The following is a 17,261-nucleotide window of genomic DNA, read 5'->3' on the forward strand; positions in this document are numbered from 1 at the left end:
AGGGGACTGCTGTCCCCGTCCTCGATCTTAAGCGAATGGGTCAGGCCAAGCCGGGCAAGGCCACATCTACCATGATCATTGCGAAATGACAGGCCGCTGCTGACAACACAAAACCGTGCCAGATCGCATTTTGGAATGGCAGGTTCTTCCAGATGTAAAACAGGGTGCCAACCGTATAGAGCCCACCGCCGGTGGCAAGCAGCGTGAAGCCTGCCAGGGATAGCTCATTGTAAATAGGAACGATTGCAAAGAAGCTCACCCAGCCCATCGCCAGATAAATAGGCACAGCCAGCTTATCCATGGAAGTAATGTGCAAGATCTTGATGGCCGCACCTGCCACCGCGCAAATCCAGATCCCAACGAGCATGGAAATCCCAAGCCACCCGCCAAGGACCATCAGGCATAGGGGAGTGTAGGTACCGGCAATAAGGAAATAGATTGCGGAATGGTCCAGACGGCGCAGGATGCCAATCTTGTTATCTTTCTGCAAAATATTGTAGGTCGCAGAGCAGACAAGCATGGCCAACAGCGTACCAGCATATATGTAGATGCTGATTTGCCGGGCGTAATCATCCGCTGCCCACAAGACCATAACAAAGGCAGTTGTCGCAGCTGCTCCAAACGCAATGCCCACAACGTGGATGACGCCGTCAACCACTCGTTCTGCGTAGGTTTCTTCCCTCATCCGCGGACAATCCCCCAATTAATCCAATATATACCCTCTTCTATAATGCAGGTCCAAGCTCGTAAACTCAACTGTAACTAAGTTGCAATCTGGTCATTTACTGGGCAATTCTCAATTCTGAAGGTCATGCCCTTGGAAATCGGGCATATCCAATTGCCAGTCTCGCCCAGATGTGGCATTGCCTCTCTCGGCTTCCCAAAAGAAGCTGCTCTGGTTTGAAGGACCCTTTGGGCTCTGTGGGAAAGAACGCGAAAGCGAAACAGCTGCTTTGCAATTTTCCCTAGAATCGGAGATTTTGCGCTGACTTCCCAAGCAGCAGTCGATGCCATTTTCGGGTTTGTAAGCGTTGGTTCTTGCCAGCGTCGAAATCTGAGAAGCGAACCGCAGCGCACTTTAAAAAACGTTTATTGCCGATACCCGGTTAATCACCTGCCTCTTGCGAGGCGCAACAAGAGATTTTGAATGACGGTCAGCATCGAAATGGGTGTCAAACCTAATGGCACCTCCTCTGTTGTCGATCTTGAAGAATTGCTTGCAACGCGACTACTCGTGCAGGGAAACTCCGGCTCGGGCAAATCGCACCTGCTACGCCGCCTGATGGAGCAAAGCGCACCATGGGTGCAACAGGTGGTGATTGACCCGGAAGGCGACTTTGTCTCGCTGGCAGATGAGTTTGGGCATGTGGTGATTGAGGCGACCATGAATGATCGCGAACTCACCATGATCGCCGCTCGCGTGCGCCAGCACCGCATTTCCGTCATTCTCAACCTGGAGCATCTGGAACCGGACAAGCAGCTCAAAGCCGCTGCTGCCTTCCTGAACGGCCTGTTCGATTCCGACCGCCAGTACTGGTATCCGGTTCTGGTTGTCGTGGATGAAGCCCAGCTGTTTGCACCTTCCGCCTCTGGCGATTACGGCGAAGAAGCCCGCCGCCTTTCCCTGATGGCCATGACCAACCTCATGTGTCGTGGTCGTAAGCGTGGTCTGGCAGGCATTATCGCAACCCAGCGTCTGGCAAAGCTTGCCAAGAACGTGGCTGCGGAAGCCTCCAACTTCCTGATGGGCCGTACCTTCCTCGATATTGACATGGCCCGCGCCTCCGATTTGCTCGGCATGGACCGGCGTCAGGCAGAACAGTTCCGTAACCTTGAGCGTGGACAGTTCATCTCCCTCGGCCCGGCAATGACCCGCCGCCCGCAAAAGGTGGTGATTGGCGAAGTTGTCACGGGCAGTCGTGGCGGCTCGCCAAAGCTGATGCCAATGCCGAACCAGCCAGTTGAAACAGCTGCTGAACTGATCTTCACAGCAACGGACAATGATCCGGTGCTGCACAACAACCGTGTGGCCGCGCCTTCTGCAAAAGACGTTATGTTGCAGCTGTCTCAAACAGCTGCCAGCAACATGCAGGCACAGCATAAGGAAGTTGTTGAAGCCGAGCCGGAGGACCTCTTCAATCTGGAAGAGAAGAACCAGCAGTATCAGGAGATCATCGCCAAGATCCTTGAAGACCCTGAAGCTGCCTTCGCACCGGTCTCACAGCTCTATCAGGATTTTCAGGTCCGCTGCCGTATTGATCGGTTGAAGTCTCAGGATCTTGCCAAGTTCCGTAAATTTCTTTCTGTGGCCCGTGCTGGTGTCGATAAAAAAGAAGTCGAAGAAGGCGACTGGCAGCAAGCAGAAGTGATTGCTGGACAGCTGCCAGAAGAAATGCGCGGCGTCTATCTCCTGCTGGCCAAAGCTGCCTTTGCAGATGAGCCGTGCCCGGCAGATCTGGACATCGCGAAAGCGTATGGCACCCGCTCACCGGGCAGAGCGCGTTGGCTGCTCACCCATATGGAAGAGCAGGGCTTCATCATCTGTGCCAGTGATTTGCGTGGAAACCGTATCGTGACCCTGCCGGATATCGGCAAGCAAACCGCAACCAAATAAGCTGCAGGTCAGCGGCCATCCGGCAAGGAATGGCCGCCCGCAGGCCCATCCACTTCATCAAAGAAGGTTGTCTCGGTGCTTCGCGAGCAGGTGGAGCACAAATGCGGTTTGGATGGCAGAACATACTTCAGGCAGCACGCTTTGCGCCGCGGAGCATACTTTGTCAGCCCCTCCTGCTGACGCTGACGCCAGACAATCCCGCCATTGATCTTCTTCCCAAGGCTCGCAAGATAGGCACGCATCAGGCTCGCCACATCTGATGGTTTTGCACCATGACGGCGCAAGACAAGAAACGGCGATATGATGGAAACAGCCACGGTGGAATAAAACACCGAAGGCGCCACTTTCCGCCGCCCAAGCTCCCGGTGGAAGACCTGAATGATTTCCTCAAAGCAAATGGATAGCGCAAACAGCTCGGCAGGACCCTGATCCGGATTAAGCTCGAAATCCTCTTCCGAAAGGCGAGGGTCAAAGAATACCTCCACCCAGGGGCCCTTGCCATGTAGGACAAACCGTAGTTCATCAATGCGGGGTGCACGGCCACTCAGCAGGTAACTGACCGAAATCCGGTTGAGCAGGATCTGGCAGATTGTCTTCAGGGCAAGGCTTGCGGCAATCTTTGTCGTCGGTGCGCCGCGATCTTCCTTGATGTAGTCGATCATACGCTTTGCGACCAAACCGAAGTTGCTGTCAAAACCGGAAAACTCCCGCAGCTCTGCAGCCACCACGTGTGGTGCAGGCGCGGTGATTGCCCGCGCAGCAACCAGCTCACCACCTTCAGGTAGAGCAGCCTCAATGAGGCCTGCAAAACGTGCGGGGATGCCCGCTGTTTCGAAAGTGGGAATATCTAAGGGCGATAGACCGGTGGACACTGCCTGCAAAACCTCTGGATCTACGACTGCGCATATCCGGAAAGTGGAATTGAATTTCCGAAATGGATACGCTGAAACTTATAGTTACGAGGCGCGCATGTTTGGCTGACAGTTGGCTGAACACGACACAACAACACTTTCGCGTTACTTAGCACAAAAACAAAGTCTACTGAAATGGTAGACTTTGAAGTCTGTGAGTAATGCACCTGTCTGTTGCAAAAGGATCAGGCTTTCGCCTTGTTGGCTCGCTTCTCCCAGGCAAATTTCTCTGCAATCCAGATGCCACCCAGCACCAGCGCCAGAGCAGCGCCGTGATAAAACGCAAACACTTCCCCAAGCAGCACAATTGCCATCACCGATGCAAACACCGGAACCAGATTAACAAAGACACCAGCCCGGTTAGGACCAATCAGTTCCACTCCGCGCATATAGAAAATTTGGGCAAGGAATGATGGGCAAAGTGAGATGTACAAAATAACGAGCCAACCTTGCACAGAAGGCCAGACCAACGTTTCCTGACTGTACTCAACCGCCAGCATCGGCAGTGACACCAGGGAAGCCACAAAGGCCATCATCGCAAAAAAGGCGAGTGCAGGGACCTTGGGTCGGTTTCTCAAAGCCAGCGTGTATCCAGCATAAAACACTGCTGCAACAAGCATCAGCGCATCACCCGGGTTGATGTGCAAGTTGAGCAGAACCTGAAGGCTGCCCTGACTGGCCACAACAAAAACCCCAAGCAACGTCAGCAAAATGCCGATGAACTGGATAAGCGTCACCCGTGCGCCAAATAGAAAGTAAGCCCCAATCACCACGATCATCGGAATGGAGCCCTGCAAGATGCCCATATTCACCGCCGTGGTGTTGTGAGCTGCCAGATAGAACAGGCCATTGAAACCGGAGAATCCGAACGCGGCCATCAAAGCGATGCTGATCAGGTGAGGGCGGATGTCCGCCCAGGAGGCGACAAGATCCCGCCAGGCAATCAGGCTCATGAGCGCGGCCACAATCCCCCATCGCAAGAACACGATCACCATAGGTGAAACATGCCCCACAGCAAGCTGACTGGCCACGGCGTTGCCGCTCCACATGAGTGTGGTCAACACCAGAAGCAGCATAGGCCTGCTGTACAGCGAGGTGAAAATAGGCATGTAAAAAGTCCGTCGGTGAGCGGGCAGAAAGCACCGCTGAAAAGGAGCAGCCACCCTTCACCGTCCCCCTAACAAATGCAAGGTGAATTTCCGCAAGGGCTGTAGAGGTTTCATCAAGTATGCCGTTTTGCTTGGCATGCCGTCTTGAAATGCACGCAAATCCACCCAAAATCAAAGCATTAGACCGCGTGACCAAAGCTTGCCATTCAATCACCTGTGTTTTGAAAGAGCCGGAAACGAATTGATGCATTGAAACTTGAGATTGAATTTGCAAGGGTTTGGTTTGAAAAACTCAGCGGCAGGAAGTGACGGCATATCCTGCTAAAAAATGACAATACGAGGGGGACCCATGTCGCAAAGAGTAAGTGTTGCATCACTACAGGTTTCACCAGAGCTCCATGACTTCATCGAAAAAGAAGCGCTTCCGGGAACCGGTGTGTCATCCGATCAGTTCTGGGAGGGCTTTTCGCAGATTATCAAGGATCTGACACCGAAGAACCGCGAGTTGCTCCAGATCCGTGAAGATATCCAGACCAAGATTGATGACTGGCACAAAGCCAATCCCGGTACCATTGATCTTGAAAGCTACAAGGCATTCCTCAAAGAGCTCGGCTACCTCTTGCCAGAGGGTGACAGCTTTGAAGTTGAGACAGACAATGTAGATCCGGAAATCGCAGAAATTGCAGGCCCTCAGCTCGTTGTGCCGGTGATGAATGCCCGCTACGCCCTTAACGCAGCCAATGCACGCTGGGGTTCCTTGTATGATGCGCTTTACGGCACCGATGCTATGGGTACGACACCACAAGCAGGCGGGTATGACGAAAAGCGCGGCGCAGAAGTGATCGCTTACGCCCGCAAAAAGCTGGATGAAGCTCTGCCGTTGGATGAAGGCAGCTGGGTTGATGTCAAAGAATTCGCCATTATGGGTGGTTCTCTGGCGCTGACCCTTGAAAATGAAGATATGGCTGGCCTTCAGGACCCGCTCGGGTTTGTTGGCTATGCAGGCGACAAAGACGCGCCAACTTCTATCCTGCTGCAGAAGAACGGCCTGCACTTTGATGTCCTGTTTGACAGCACCAGCCCAATCGGTGCTGCGGACAAAGCTGGCATCAGCGATATCATTTTAGAATCCGCCATCTCCACAATCATGGACTGCGAAGACTCTGTTGCTGCCGTCGATGGCGAAGACAAAGCACTGGCCTACCGCAATTGGCTGGGCCTGATGAACGGCGATCTGAAGGAAGAAGTCGCAAAAGGTGGCAAAACCTTCACCCGCACGTTGAATGCAGACCGCCTCTATACAGATGCGCAGGGTGATGCATTGGCTCTGAAAGGGCGCTCCCTGATGCTGGTGCGCAACGTCGGCCATCTGATGACCAACCCGGCAATCCTTGATGAGGACGGCAATGAGGTCTTCGAAGGCATCATGGACGCCATGGTGACAGCTCTTTGCGCAGTGCATGACATTGGCCTGCGTAAAGGTGCAACAGCCCGCAACATGAACTCTGTGGCTGGTTCGGTTTACATCGTGAAACCAAAGATGCATGGTCCGGAAGAAGTCACCTTCGCAAACGAGCTGTTTGGCCGCGTTGAAGATGTTTTGGAACTGCCGCGCAACACTTTGAAAATGGGCATCATGGATGAGGAACGCCGCACAACGGTCAACCTCAAAGAATGCATTCGTGCAGCCAAAGCCCGTGTCTGCTTCATCAACACCGGCTTCCTTGATCGCACTGGTGATGAAATTCACACCTCCATGGAAGCTGGCCCGATGATCCGCAAGGCGGACATGAAGCAAGCAGCATGGATCAACGCTTATGAGAACCACAACGTGGATACCGGTCTTGCCTGCGGTCTGAGAGAGCATGCACAAATCGGTAAAGGCATGTGGGCCATGCCGGATCTTATGCACGCTATGCTGGAGCAGAAGATTGGGCATCCAAAAGCGGGTGCCAACACCGCTTGGGTTCCATCTCCAACCGCAGCAACTTTGCATGCCATGCATTACCATCAGGTCTGTGTGCCAGCCGTTCAGGAAGAACTGGCAAGCCGCGAGCCAGCCAAGCTGGATGACATCCTGTCCATTCCGGTTGCGACCAATCCAAACTGGACACCGGAAGACATCAGGTCAGAAGTTGAAAACAACGGACAAGGCATCCTTGGTTACGTTGTCCGCTGGGTAGAACATGGCACAGGTTGTTCCAAGGTGCTGGACATTCATAATGTGGCATTGATGGAAGACCGCGCCACCTGCCGCATCTCTTCTCAGCACATCGCCAACTGGCTGCATCACAGTGTCTGCTCAAAAGAACAGGTGATGGAGATCATGAAGCGTATGGCCGCTGTGGTGGATGAACAGAACGCAGGCGATCCGGCCTACCACAACATGGCACCAGACTTCGACAACTCCGTCGCCTTTCAAGCCGCTTGCGATCTGGTGTTCAAGGGCCGCGTCCAGCCGAGCGGTTACACCGAACCAGTGCTGCACAAACGCCGTTTGGAAGCAAAAGCCAAATTCGGCGTTTCTGCTTAAAAAAATAAAACCCTGCGCAGTCCCAAACGATTGCGCAGGGTTTGCTTGATTGGCACTTCATGAGCCAGAATTCAGCTGACATCCTTCGGTGTAAGATACGTAAATCCGCCAAAATCGCCGTTTGTCAGATTGAGCGTATCACTATCAAACTCAGTTCCTGAAATTTTCACAGCCGGTCCTTGCAGGATGTTCCATTTTCTGGAATCACGGAACTTTTTGTAGTCGCGGAAACCTTGTGACTGGCTCAGCCAAGTCAGGTCAACTAGCCCGTCTTGCAAGGCATTGGCAGCAACCAATCCATTTCCATAGACGCCAATCTTGTAAGGGTTTCCAGCCTTTTCAAAGACTGACTGGATTTCCTTGAAGTAGGGCGTGATGTAGTGCACGTAGTCGTAATAGGACGCGTCATAGTCAACGGCAAAGTAGATGCCAGAGCCTTTGGGCTGCCTGATTACATCCTGTGCCAGATGCAGCGCCTGTTGAGCCTGCTGTGTTCCTGCAGCACTCGTAAAGGAGGATGGCTTGTCATTGCTGTCCTCATAAACAGTGATGATGGAAAGGCCCGCAGCAATTAGCTGCTGGGCCTCAGTCGGCTGCAATTGCTTCCACTTGGAAAAAGAGTAGTAACGCCCAACGGCCTTATACCCTTTTTTGGCGATCGCACTCGCCAGCACTTCCACACCTTCAGCTGTATCAACGGCAGGTTCGGTCTTGATGCCTTTATCGTCAGTCATTGCTTCTCTGCTTCTTATTGTTATGCAGAGTGATGACGAACATGAGAGAAAAGCCGTGAGAGCCTACCAGTTCCAATGGTTAGCGAAGTTATACGCTGGGTTTGGAAGGATGAACCAATGGAAGGTTTATCCCTCATTTGGAGCAGGAGGGAGGTGCAAAGCTTCCAAAGCCACCATAAGAGCCTCGGTTCAGATTGAGTGTGTCCTGATCGTACTGAGTGCCGGCAATTGTCACGTAAGGACCCTGAAGAATGTTCCAGTCACCAGATTGTTTATATTCCTGATAGTCATAGTAACCGGTTGACTGAGAAAGCCATGTCAGGTTGGCAAGACCATCACCTTTGGCACAGGAACAGACGAGACCATTGCCATAAATGCCCACATGGTAGGGATAGCCAAAGGAAGCAAAAACATCGTTGATCGCTCTCAGATAAGGCCTGATGTAATGGGTGTAGTCATAGCTTGATGCATCATAATCGACAGCAAAATAGATGCCGGTTTGCCTTGGCTGATGGATGACGGCATCTGCCTGATAAAGTACTCGTAACGCCTGTTTAATTCCAATTTCGGGTGAGAAAAAGGACGGAGCATTATTGCTGTCTTCATAAACCACAAAGATGTTCAGGTCTGCTGCGAAGAGTTCTGAAGCTTCTGCTTTGGTCAACTGTTTCCAGCTGTACTGGGAGTAATAACGTCCCACGGCTTTGTAGCCATCTTGGGCAAGTGTTTCGGCGGAGTTACCGGCATTTGATGCTGTATCAAGTGCTGGCAGCAAGAGTTTAGGGGAGGTTGGATCTATCATTTGCTCTGCTTTTTGTTGTTATGCAGAGCAGTGACGAAGCGGAGAGCAACGACGTGAGTGAGGGCGTTCTGCTAGGGTAACAGAAGCCTTAATCCCTCACGCCTGTTGGATGTTAAAGCGGCAGTCTCACAATCGCGACAAGGCCGTTTTCCTCGCCATTCTCAAGGCGGATTGTACCGCCTTGCGCATGAATGATGCTGCGTGTGATCGCAAGGCCCAAACCGATGCCACCTGTTTCTTCATTTCTGGACTCTTCCAGACGTACAAACGGCTCAAACACATCTTCAAGGCGGTTCTGCGGGATGCCCGGACCTTTGTCTGCAATACGAACTTCTGCATGAGCCTCGTCAACTCGGAACGAAACCTCAGCCTGCTCACCGTAACGGATCGCATTGCCGATCAGGTTCTGGAAAGCACGTTTAAGAGACATCGGACGACACTTCAGCACAACACGGTTGTGTGCCTCAACGCTCACCTGGTTGCCCATGTCCTCCTGATCATTGGCGATGCTCTCCAGCAAACCGCCAAGGTCGACAGAACGCAACTCTTCCTGCTTGGAATCTTCACGGGTAAAGGCAAGCGTCTCCTCCACCATTGCCTGCATTTCATCCAGCGTGGCGATCATGCGTTCGCGGTCTTCATCATCATCAATAAACTCGGCACGAATACGCAGCGAGGTGATCGGGGTACGCAAATCATGGCTGATCGCCGCCAGCATGCGGGTACGGTCAGAAATAAACCGCGTTAATCGCTCCTGCATCTGGTTGAAAGAGCGCGTCACAGCCTGCACTTCAGCAGGACCTGCTTCTTTCAGCGGCTTCACATCTGCACCGCGGCCAAGATCATTGGCAGCCGCTTCCAGCGTTCGAAGTGGCTTTGTCAGGCGGTACACAGAGACCCAGATGATCAAAATGGTCAGCAAGGCCATGATGACGATCGGCAGCAATATCGGTACAAACGAGGGTTTCGGAAGCCGGAAGTTGCTCTCGATGTTCAGCCACTGGCCATTCTTCAGCTCAATAGCAGCAAAGAGCTGGACGCCTTTTAGAGAAAACCAGCGGTATTTTTTGAAATAATCATCGCGGCGGTCATGCATCGCCTGCATGGAACCATGAGAAGATCGCTCACGTCCATCTGGAGGCGGAGAAGACCGCTCACGCCACTTCTCTTCTTGAAAACGCTCATTGTAGATAACGGCAACACGGGCCTGTCGGTCATGATCCAGCTTGCGCTTCAGGTAGTCAGCAAGCCGAGCCTCCATGCTTTCATCACCACCCGTTTCGGCGACGACCGGAGTGTCTCCAATCGAAAAGCGCGTGCGTGTGTTAGAGACCGTACGCAAAACCTGCTTCTGCAAGCGTGGCGGCGTCGCTTCCAGCAGCTTCACCACATTCGCAGTGCGCCACAAGGCATTATCGCGGGCAAGATTGGCAAGCGCCACCTGACGCTCTCGTCCAAGCAGAACAAAACTGACGACCTGCGAAAAGATAAGCGCAGCCAGAAGCAGCAAAATGAGTTGGGGAGCAAGACGGCGGGGGATCAGGTATCTGAGAAATTTCATTGGGTGACTTCTTTGACTTCACCGGTAAAGGTGTAACCGCCCCCCCAGACAGTTTTGATCAACTCCGGATTTTTGGGATCAATCTCGATTTTCCGGCGCAAGCGGGAAACCTGATTGTCGATAGACCGGTCAAACACTCCCAGTGACCGACCAGAGGTCAGATCTAGCAGTTGCTCGCGTGACAGCACCACACGGGGCCGCTTCAAAAACGCCAGCAGCAACTGAAATTCACCGGAGGACAGAGGCACGCTCACATCTTCCGGATCAATCAGTTCTCGCCTTGCTGTATCCAGAACCCAGCCGTTAAATGCCAGTTTTTCTGTATCGATGGGGTCACGTTCCCGCGGAACACTGGTGGCACGGCGCAGCACAGCGCGGATGCGGGCCAGCAGCTCACGCGGATTGAAGGGCTTGGTCACATAATCATCTGCACCAATCTCAAGGCCCACAACGCGGTCTGTATCTTCAGCCATCGCGGTCAGCAGGATCACAGGGGCCTGATTGGTTTCCACCAGATGCCGGCAGAGTGACAAACCGTCTTCACCCGGCATCATGATGTCCAGCACCACAAGATCAATGGAGGAGTTTCTCAGAGTCTTACGTGCAGCAGCTGCACTTTCTGCCACGGTCGTACGCATATTATTCTTCGTCAGATACCGGGCAAGGCTTTCCCGGATATCCCGATGATCATCGACGATAAGAATATGTGCTGTACTCTGAGACATGCATCCTCGCTGTAAGTCTCGTCTCCCATTACCTGTGAAAGACCATATAGTATCCGATGCCTAACTTATGCCGTATTCCCGGGGCCTGCGAAAGGTTCTCAGGACCCAAAAATGTATCAAACTGTCCCAACCCGATATTCTGGCAAATACTGTGACAAAACAGCGTGTTTTCTGGTGTAGTTTTGCGACAGTTCGCTCCTACCTTCTGTTTATCGAAGCACACTCACACAAACCTTCCCCTCGTTTTAGGCTTTGATTTTTAGGAGAACACGACATGATGAATTTCAAAACGATTATGGCTGGCTCTGTAGCTGCATTGATTGCTGGTACCGCTCTGTCTCCCGCCATGGCTGCTCCAGGTTTTGGCGGAAGCTTTGGTAAGAAGATGTCTTCCCAGTTTTTTACAAATTTTGACACAAACAAGGACGGCTCAGTCACCACAGCTGAGATTGAAGCAAAACGCAAAGCAGACTTTGCAAAAGCAGACACAGCTGGCGACGGCGCAATCACTCTGGAAGAATGGAAAGTCTTTGCAGCAGATCGTTCATCCGAGCGCAGCAAGGACCGTTCCGTCCGCATCTTCCAGCGCTTTGACAGCAACGGCGACGGTCAGGTGACCCGCGAAGAGTTCCTTGATCAGGCAGAACGCATGACAGCGCGCATGGACAAGATGAAAAAGCGCATGGGCGACCGCATGGCCAAGATGCAGGACGGCAAGGGCGGCAAAGGCAGCTGGGGCGATGGCCCACGTGATGGCAAACAAGGCAAGGACGGCTGGCAGAAAGGCCCCCGCGACGGTAAGCAAGGCGGCAAAGGCATGCGCGGCGAAATGATGGGCGCAATGTTCGCCAAGGTTGATCTGGACAAGAACGGCCAGATCTCCAAGGATGAACTGAGCAAACTCGCTGACCAGCTCTTCGCAAATGGCCCGGTTGATCTGGCTGGTTTCAGAACCATCGCAGCTGAATTCAAAGAGCCAATGTACGTTCGTTCCTTCCAGCGTCTGGATGCTAATGGCGATCTGAAAGTCACACAGGAAGAGTTCTTTGCACCAACTGCTCAGATGATGAAACGCATGGACCGTAACAATGACGGCGTCATCACCTCTGCAGACTTCACGAAGATGAAGAAAGACTGGCGCAAAGGCCAGAAGGACCGCAAAGGTGGCCACGGTCATGGTTACGGCAAGGGACAAGGCCAGCGCGGATAAACCAACCCGCTTGAGCGAATAAAAAAGGCGGAGCCATCGTGCTCCGCCTTTTCTGTATCAGCTTAGGAAACCTGCATCAGCTTGTGGCTGGCTTGGTCTCTTGCATCTCTGCATCATAATCAACTGCAATGCCGTAATGCGGATCTTCCAGAACAGCGACCTCAACCATGCTGCCAGCTTTGTGCAGCAGGTCTTTACAATCCGGAGATAAGTGACGCAGATGCAAGGTCTTGCCAACCTGCTCATAGCGCGTTGCCAGTGCATCAATTGCCTGCAAACCGGAATGGTCCACCACGCGGGAATTGATGAAGTCAACAATCACATCATCCGGGTCAGACTGAGGATCAAAGATCTCTTGGAAACCAGCAGCAGAGCCAAAGAACAGCGGGCCTTCAAGCTTGTAGATTTTCTGGCCTTCAGAGTTGGTTGTTGTGTGTGCATCAATACGTTTGGATGCGTTCCATGCATAAGCAAGCGCAGAAACAATCACGCCAACCACAACAGCAACAGCAAGGTCAGAATACACAGTCACACCAGTCACCAGCGCAATAACAATCGCATCAGTCCGTGGAATCTTGTGCAGGATCTTGAAGGTGTTCCACGCAAAGGTACCAATCACCACCATGAACATCACACCAACCAAAGCTGCCAGCGGGATCTGCTCAATCAGTGAAGACGCAAACAGAATGAAGCTCAGCAAAAACAGCGCTGCAGCAATACCTGCAAGGCGTGTCCGGCCACCGGATTTCACGTTGATCATGGACTGACCAATCATCGCACAACCACCCATGCCGCCGAAGAAGCCAGTCACAACGTTTGCAGCACCCTGAGCAAGACACTCTTTGGAGGCGCCACCGCGTGTATCTGTCATTTCAGAAACAAGGTTCAGCGTCAAAAGGCTTTCAATCAGGCCAATTGCAGCAAGAATAATGGAGTATGGCAGGATGATCTGCAGCGTCTCAAGGTTCAGTGGAACCATTGGGATGTGAAACTCAGGCAGGCCACCAGAAATCGGAGCCAGATCGCCAACGGTCTGAACGTTGAGCCCAAGGCCAATCACGATCACAGAAACAACAACAATAGCTGCAAGCGGAGCAGGAATAGCGTTGGTCAGCTTTGGCAGATACCAGATTACAGCCATGGTCAATGCAACAAGACCAAGCATCAACGTCAGGTCCATGCCTGCAAGCCAGCTTGCTGTGCCAGTCACTTCATCAACGGTCTGGAACTGGCCCATCTGCGCAAGAAAGATCACGATCGCAAGGCCGTTCACAAATCCAAGCATAACCGGGTGCGGCACCATGCGGATGAACTTACCCCAGCGCATCACGCCGAAGATCAGCTGAAGGATGCCCATCAGCACAACGGTCGCAAACAGGTATTCCACGCCGTAGGTCACCACGAGTGAGACCATAACAACGGCAAGCGCGCCGGTTGCACCAGAGATCATGCCCGGACGACCACCGAAAACAGCAGTAATAATGCCGACGATGAAGGCCGCGTACAGACCAACAAGCGGTTCAACCTGAGCAACAAATGCAAATGCAACAGCTTCTGGAACCAGAGCAAGAGCAACGGTAAGCCCGGAGAGGAGCTCAACCTTAATAGTATTGGCTGTAAAGCCAGTCTTTTCGGGCGCGTGCGCCTTCGAGGACGAATGCAAGTAGCACCTCCAATGGGATTCTTGGTACTGTTTTAAAGTAGTGGGCAAATCCTAGGCACGCACTGTGAAGTCCGTGTGAAACCAAGAGGTTTCCTGCTCAAGGACAAGAGCTATTCAGCCAGGACACCGCTAAAATTTGAGCGGTTTTTGTCTCCCTTTTGACGCGCTTATACGGGAATATCGTCAAAAACACCATCCCCCCAACGCATAATAGCCATGCACGGGGTGCGGGGAGGGATGCCTGGTGGAAGAGAACAGAGGTACATGATGATACTCTGTATCGCTTTAGTTTAACTAGTTGACCATCAAAACCACACTTCGCTTGATTGCAAAGATTATGTATTTGCGCGCGCGCAGTCCGACAAAATTACTCTCTTAACTTTTTCTGAGGCTGACAAAACGTTTACTGCCGCAAAAGTCAGTTTCTTTGGGAGCTCTTGAGTTCCTCCCATACCCGAATTACTTCCATGCAGAGACCAAGTGAGGTTCCCTAAAACAGCTAGAGGGAAATCTTCCCCTAGTCTAAATGGAATGATCCGATTCAAATGGTCAACGTACATCCGACCATTGCGTGTTACTGCATTATATCGTGTGACATTTCCAGACATGTTATCGTCTTTTGGTGAGGTTTCTCGCGTGTTTACCCAGTCCTTGGTATTTTCATCTAGAGTGATTAAATTCGACCTAGGCCGCTCAATCGAAATCTGATCAATACCTTCCCCAATCGGGCGGTGTGTTCGCTGTAGACTACCTTCCATTACTTCCGCTACTTCATCAAAGAATGGTTCGTGTTTTTCGAGAGCTCGGCGAACAGCAGGTGTCTCTGGCTCCACATCCAATAATCCGTTTGCTTTTCTAAATAGCAATTTTAAGAAATCATAAAATGGGCTCGCAGTGTAAGCAGCAAAGATCCCACCTACTGCTAATGTAGTTTCAGGATTTGCTGTAATATGAACGGCAAGGTCAGCTAGGAAACTGCCTTGTCTTGAAGGCTTAAGATAGAGTTTCGCCCCTTTTATTGCGGGAGCTTTAGTGATCAATTTCCCATTTACAAACGCGTGTGTAGCTATTTGCATTGATTGGGCAATACCTTGTATGGATGTCGTGCCGTCATAAAGATCAAGCCGGTGTTCATCCGCATCACCACCCTCGTATCTTACCTTTATAGAGAACATTTCACTTCGCCAATTTTAGATAAATCTAATGCTAATTATGCGGTATAAATTAATTATTGCAATTATTAGTTGTATTTGAAGTTTATAAAGGACGCAATCAAGGCAATTCTAAATTGGATTGATAAAAATCTAATCGCTCTAGATCCCGCATCACGTGCGGGAAGACGGTTGAGAATGAGCCGTCAGGTTCGCTTGCACCACCGCCGTCATGCCGGACGGAGCGGAGTGGAGATCCGGTACCCAGAGCCAAAGGCACTGCTTTCTCGATTTTGGAAGAGAAAGCGAAGCAGATGCCACCAAGTCCACGCGAAAAACTTATCCCCCTCCTGAACTCTTCCCATATTCTAATCCCATGCCTACGTAACGGGCTGCTGGCGGAGCGACCGTCAGTTTGTCGTAGGCTGGGCGGGGCTATTGGAAGACGTAACGCACCTTTCAGTGGTCCGGTGAACCGAACTTCAAACGTGACCGCATGGTTTGAGGGGAAGGGCCCAGGACTATAGGGTATCACGCGGTGACAGGTGCAGATGTACCGGCAGTAAAACCTGCTTTTGCAGATGTGCTTGTCAAAGACGGAGGAACTGTTTGGGCATGGAAACGTGTCTGGATAAGCCACTGTCTTTCCGGGAAACCGGCTATCGTGCCTTATAGGCAAAAGAGGCGACGTTGTTCATTTAAAGAAAGCCCGGGCAAGGCGTGTAGCCAATGCCGAAGAAACATTACTAATAAATAGCGCAGGTATTGCCTGCCGCCTTGCTCACCCCGACTATCGGGAATTCTGGTTCAACACTGCATGAGAGGTCATGTGGTGCTACTGGTGCTTCTGCATTTCCAAAGCGTATCGCTGAAACCTGAGAAACGGTTTGGGCACAAAAATCCGCAATAGATGAAACCGCTTTATGTGGAAATACGCAGGAAATGCATCTAATGCAGACTTTGCAGGATGCCGCCTAATCGTTAGCTTGTCGTCCTGCGAAGAAGCGTGTCAGGCAAGGAGCACCCTGGATGAAACCGACAAACTCAGTATTTACCGGAATAGAAACAACGGTATTTGAGCGCATGTCGCGTCTGGCTATGGAACATCAGGCCATCAATCTGGGGCAGGGCTTTCCGGATGTAGACGGCCCGCAGGATGTGAGACAGGTTGCTGCTGACACCTTGATGGAAGGGCCTAACCAGTACCCGCCCATGTTGGGCGTCCCGGCGTTGCGACAAGCCGTTGCGGACAACAACAAGCGCTTCTATGATCTGGATGTAGACTGGCAGAGCGAAGTACTCGTCACCTCAGGCGCCACTGAAGCGCTGGCAGACAGCATCTGTGCGCTGGTTGAGCCGGGTGATGAAGTCATCCTCATTGAGCCGCTTTACGACTGCTATCTCTCGCTGGTCAAACGGGCAGGCGCCACCCCGGTCTTCGTGCAGGTAACACCGCCAAACTGGGAGCTGCGTGAAGAGACATTGCGCCAGGCGTTCTCCAGCAAAACAAAGGTCATTCTGCTCAACAACCCAATGAACCCAAGCGCAAAGGTCTTCTCCACGGGGGAACTGCAACTCATTGCAGACCTGTGTCTGGAGTTTGATTGCTATGCGATCTGCGATGAAGTCTACGAGCACATCGTCTTTTCCGAGGACAAGCATAAACCACTCATGACCCTTCCGGGGATGCGTGATCGCTGCATCCGCATCGGCTCTGCGGGCAAAACGTTTTCACTGACAGGCTGGAAAGTCGGCTACATCACAGCCGCTCCAAACCTGTTAGAGCCAATTGCCAAAGCGCACCAGTTCATCACCTTCACCACACCGCCAAACCTGCAAAAAGCAGTCGCCTACGGTCTGAGCAAAGAAGATGACTACTACACCTCGTTGGAAGACGACCTGAGAGCAAAGCGTGACCTGATTTCCAAACCACTGAAAGACATGGGCTTTAAGGTGCTGCCGTGCGAAGGTACCTACTTTGTCACCTGCGACTTCTCCTCACTTGGCTTCAAAGGCAATGACGTGGAGTTCTGCCAGAAAATGGTGGAACAGGCAGGCGTTGCTGCCGTTCCGATCTCAGCATTTTACGGTACCAAAGGCCCGCAAACCTTCGTCCGGTTCTGTTTCTGCAAAAAAGATGAAGTCCTGCAAGAAGCTCTGGGCCGTTTGCGCGTCTGGATGGGAGAACTGGCGATTTCATAAGGGCCCGCACCAAACTGAAGACGCTGCTTCACTAATAAGCAGTTCT

13 protein-coding genes are annotated in these 17,261 nt (G+C 52.1%); 4 read left to right on the forward strand and 9 right to left on the reverse strand.

What is annotated here, in order from left to right; translation table 11 throughout:
- Nucleotides 1-40 precede the first annotated feature (40 nt).
- The gene (locus PsAD46_RS13230; RefSeq protein WP_057462778.1) at nucleotides 41-685 is read right to left on the reverse strand and encodes a hemolysin III family protein; all 645 of its coding nucleotides are present in this window, start codon (nucleotides 683-685) and stop codon (nucleotides 41-43) included.
- Between the two features lie 462 nt (nucleotides 686-1,147).
- Here PsAD46_RS13230 and PsAD46_RS13240 point away from each other — a divergent pair, with 462 nt between their 5' ends.
- Nucleotides 1,148-2,614: an ATP-binding protein gene (locus PsAD46_RS13240; RefSeq protein ID WP_057462776.1), complete on the forward strand. Its 1,467-nt coding sequence runs from the start codon at nucleotides 1,148-1,150 to the stop codon at nucleotides 2,612-2,614.
- An 8-nt stretch (nucleotides 2,615-2,622) separates the two neighbouring features.
- On the opposite strand, the gene PsAD46_RS13245 is transcribed toward PsAD46_RS13240, so the two are convergent.
- Together PsAD46_RS13245 and PsAD46_RS13250 are read right to left on the reverse strand one after the other, a co-directional pair.
- Nucleotides 2,623-3,486, reverse strand: coding sequence for a hypothetical protein (locus tag PsAD46_RS13245; RefSeq protein WP_063307111.1), 864 nt, complete (start codon nucleotides 3,484-3,486; stop codon nucleotides 2,623-2,625).
- A gap of 224 nt (nucleotides 3,487-3,710) precedes the next feature.
- Nucleotides 3,711-4,601, reverse strand: coding sequence for a DMT family transporter (locus tag PsAD46_RS13250; RefSeq protein ID WP_063307112.1), 891 nt, complete (start codon nucleotides 4,599-4,601; stop codon nucleotides 3,711-3,713).
- A gap of 382 nt (nucleotides 4,602-4,983) precedes the next feature.
- Between PsAD46_RS13250 and PsAD46_RS13255 the strand changes: the two genes are divergently transcribed.
- Nucleotides 4,984-7,167, forward strand: coding sequence for a malate synthase G (locus PsAD46_RS13255; protein WP_063307113.1), 2,184 nt, complete (start codon nucleotides 4,984-4,986; stop codon nucleotides 7,165-7,167).
- A 71-nt stretch (nucleotides 7,168-7,238) separates the two neighbouring features.
- Here PsAD46_RS13255 and PsAD46_RS13260 read toward each other — a convergent pair whose 3' ends face one another.
- The 4 genes from PsAD46_RS13260 to PsAD46_RS13275 form a co-directional block, all read right to left on the reverse strand.
- Complete coding sequence (locus PsAD46_RS13260) at nucleotides 7,239-7,901, reverse strand: DUF1906 domain-containing protein (protein WP_063307114.1); 663 nt, start codon at nucleotides 7,899-7,901, stop codon at nucleotides 7,239-7,241.
- Nucleotides 7,902-8,034: 133 nt separating this feature from the next.
- The gene (locus PsAD46_RS13265; protein WP_063307115.1) at nucleotides 8,035-8,703 is read right to left on the reverse strand and encodes a DUF1906 domain-containing protein; all 669 of its coding nucleotides are present in this window, start codon (nucleotides 8,701-8,703) and stop codon (nucleotides 8,035-8,037) included.
- A 112-nt stretch (nucleotides 8,704-8,815) separates the two neighbouring features.
- Nucleotides 8,816-10,264, reverse strand: a complete 1,449-nt coding sequence (locus PsAD46_RS13270) for an ATP-binding protein (RefSeq protein WP_063307116.1) — start codon at nucleotides 10,262-10,264, stop codon at nucleotides 8,816-8,818.
- Entirely contained in the window at nucleotides 10,261-10,989 is a 729-nt protein-coding gene (locus PsAD46_RS13275) for a response regulator (protein ID WP_057462770.1), read from the reverse strand. Before PsAD46_RS13275 ends, PsAD46_RS13270 begins: the two co-directional genes overlap by 4 nt.
- 274 nt (nucleotides 10,990-11,263) lie before the next feature.
- Between PsAD46_RS13275 and PsAD46_RS13280 the strand changes: the two genes are divergently transcribed.
- Nucleotides 11,264-12,199, forward strand: a complete 936-nt coding sequence (locus PsAD46_RS13280; protein ID WP_063307117.1) for an EF-hand domain-containing protein — start codon at nucleotides 11,264-11,266, stop codon at nucleotides 12,197-12,199.
- A gap of 76 nt (nucleotides 12,200-12,275) precedes the next feature.
- Here the strand turns inward: PsAD46_RS13280 and PsAD46_RS13285 are convergent, their stop codons facing one another.
- Both PsAD46_RS13285 and PsAD46_RS13290 read right to left on the reverse strand, forming a co-directional pair.
- Nucleotides 12,276-13,862, reverse strand: coding sequence for a SulP family inorganic anion transporter (locus tag PsAD46_RS13285; protein WP_057462768.1), 1,587 nt, complete (start codon nucleotides 13,860-13,862; stop codon nucleotides 12,276-12,278).
- Between the two features lie 335 nt (nucleotides 13,863-14,197).
- Nucleotides 14,198-15,037, reverse strand: a complete 840-nt coding sequence (locus tag PsAD46_RS13290; protein WP_063307118.1) for a hypothetical protein — start codon at nucleotides 15,035-15,037, stop codon at nucleotides 14,198-14,200.
- A gap of 1,005 nt (nucleotides 15,038-16,042) precedes the next feature.
- Here PsAD46_RS13290 and PsAD46_RS13295 point away from each other — a divergent pair.
- Nucleotides 16,043-17,215, forward strand: coding sequence for an aminotransferase (locus PsAD46_RS13295; RefSeq protein WP_063307119.1), 1,173 nt, complete (start codon nucleotides 16,043-16,045; stop codon nucleotides 17,213-17,215).
- Nucleotides 17,216-17,261: the final 46 nt, after the last annotated feature.

It is taken from the genome of Pseudovibrio sp. Ad46 (assembly GCF_001623065.1).
Classification (GTDB): Bacteria; Pseudomonadota; Alphaproteobacteria; order Rhizobiales; family Stappiaceae; genus Pseudovibrio.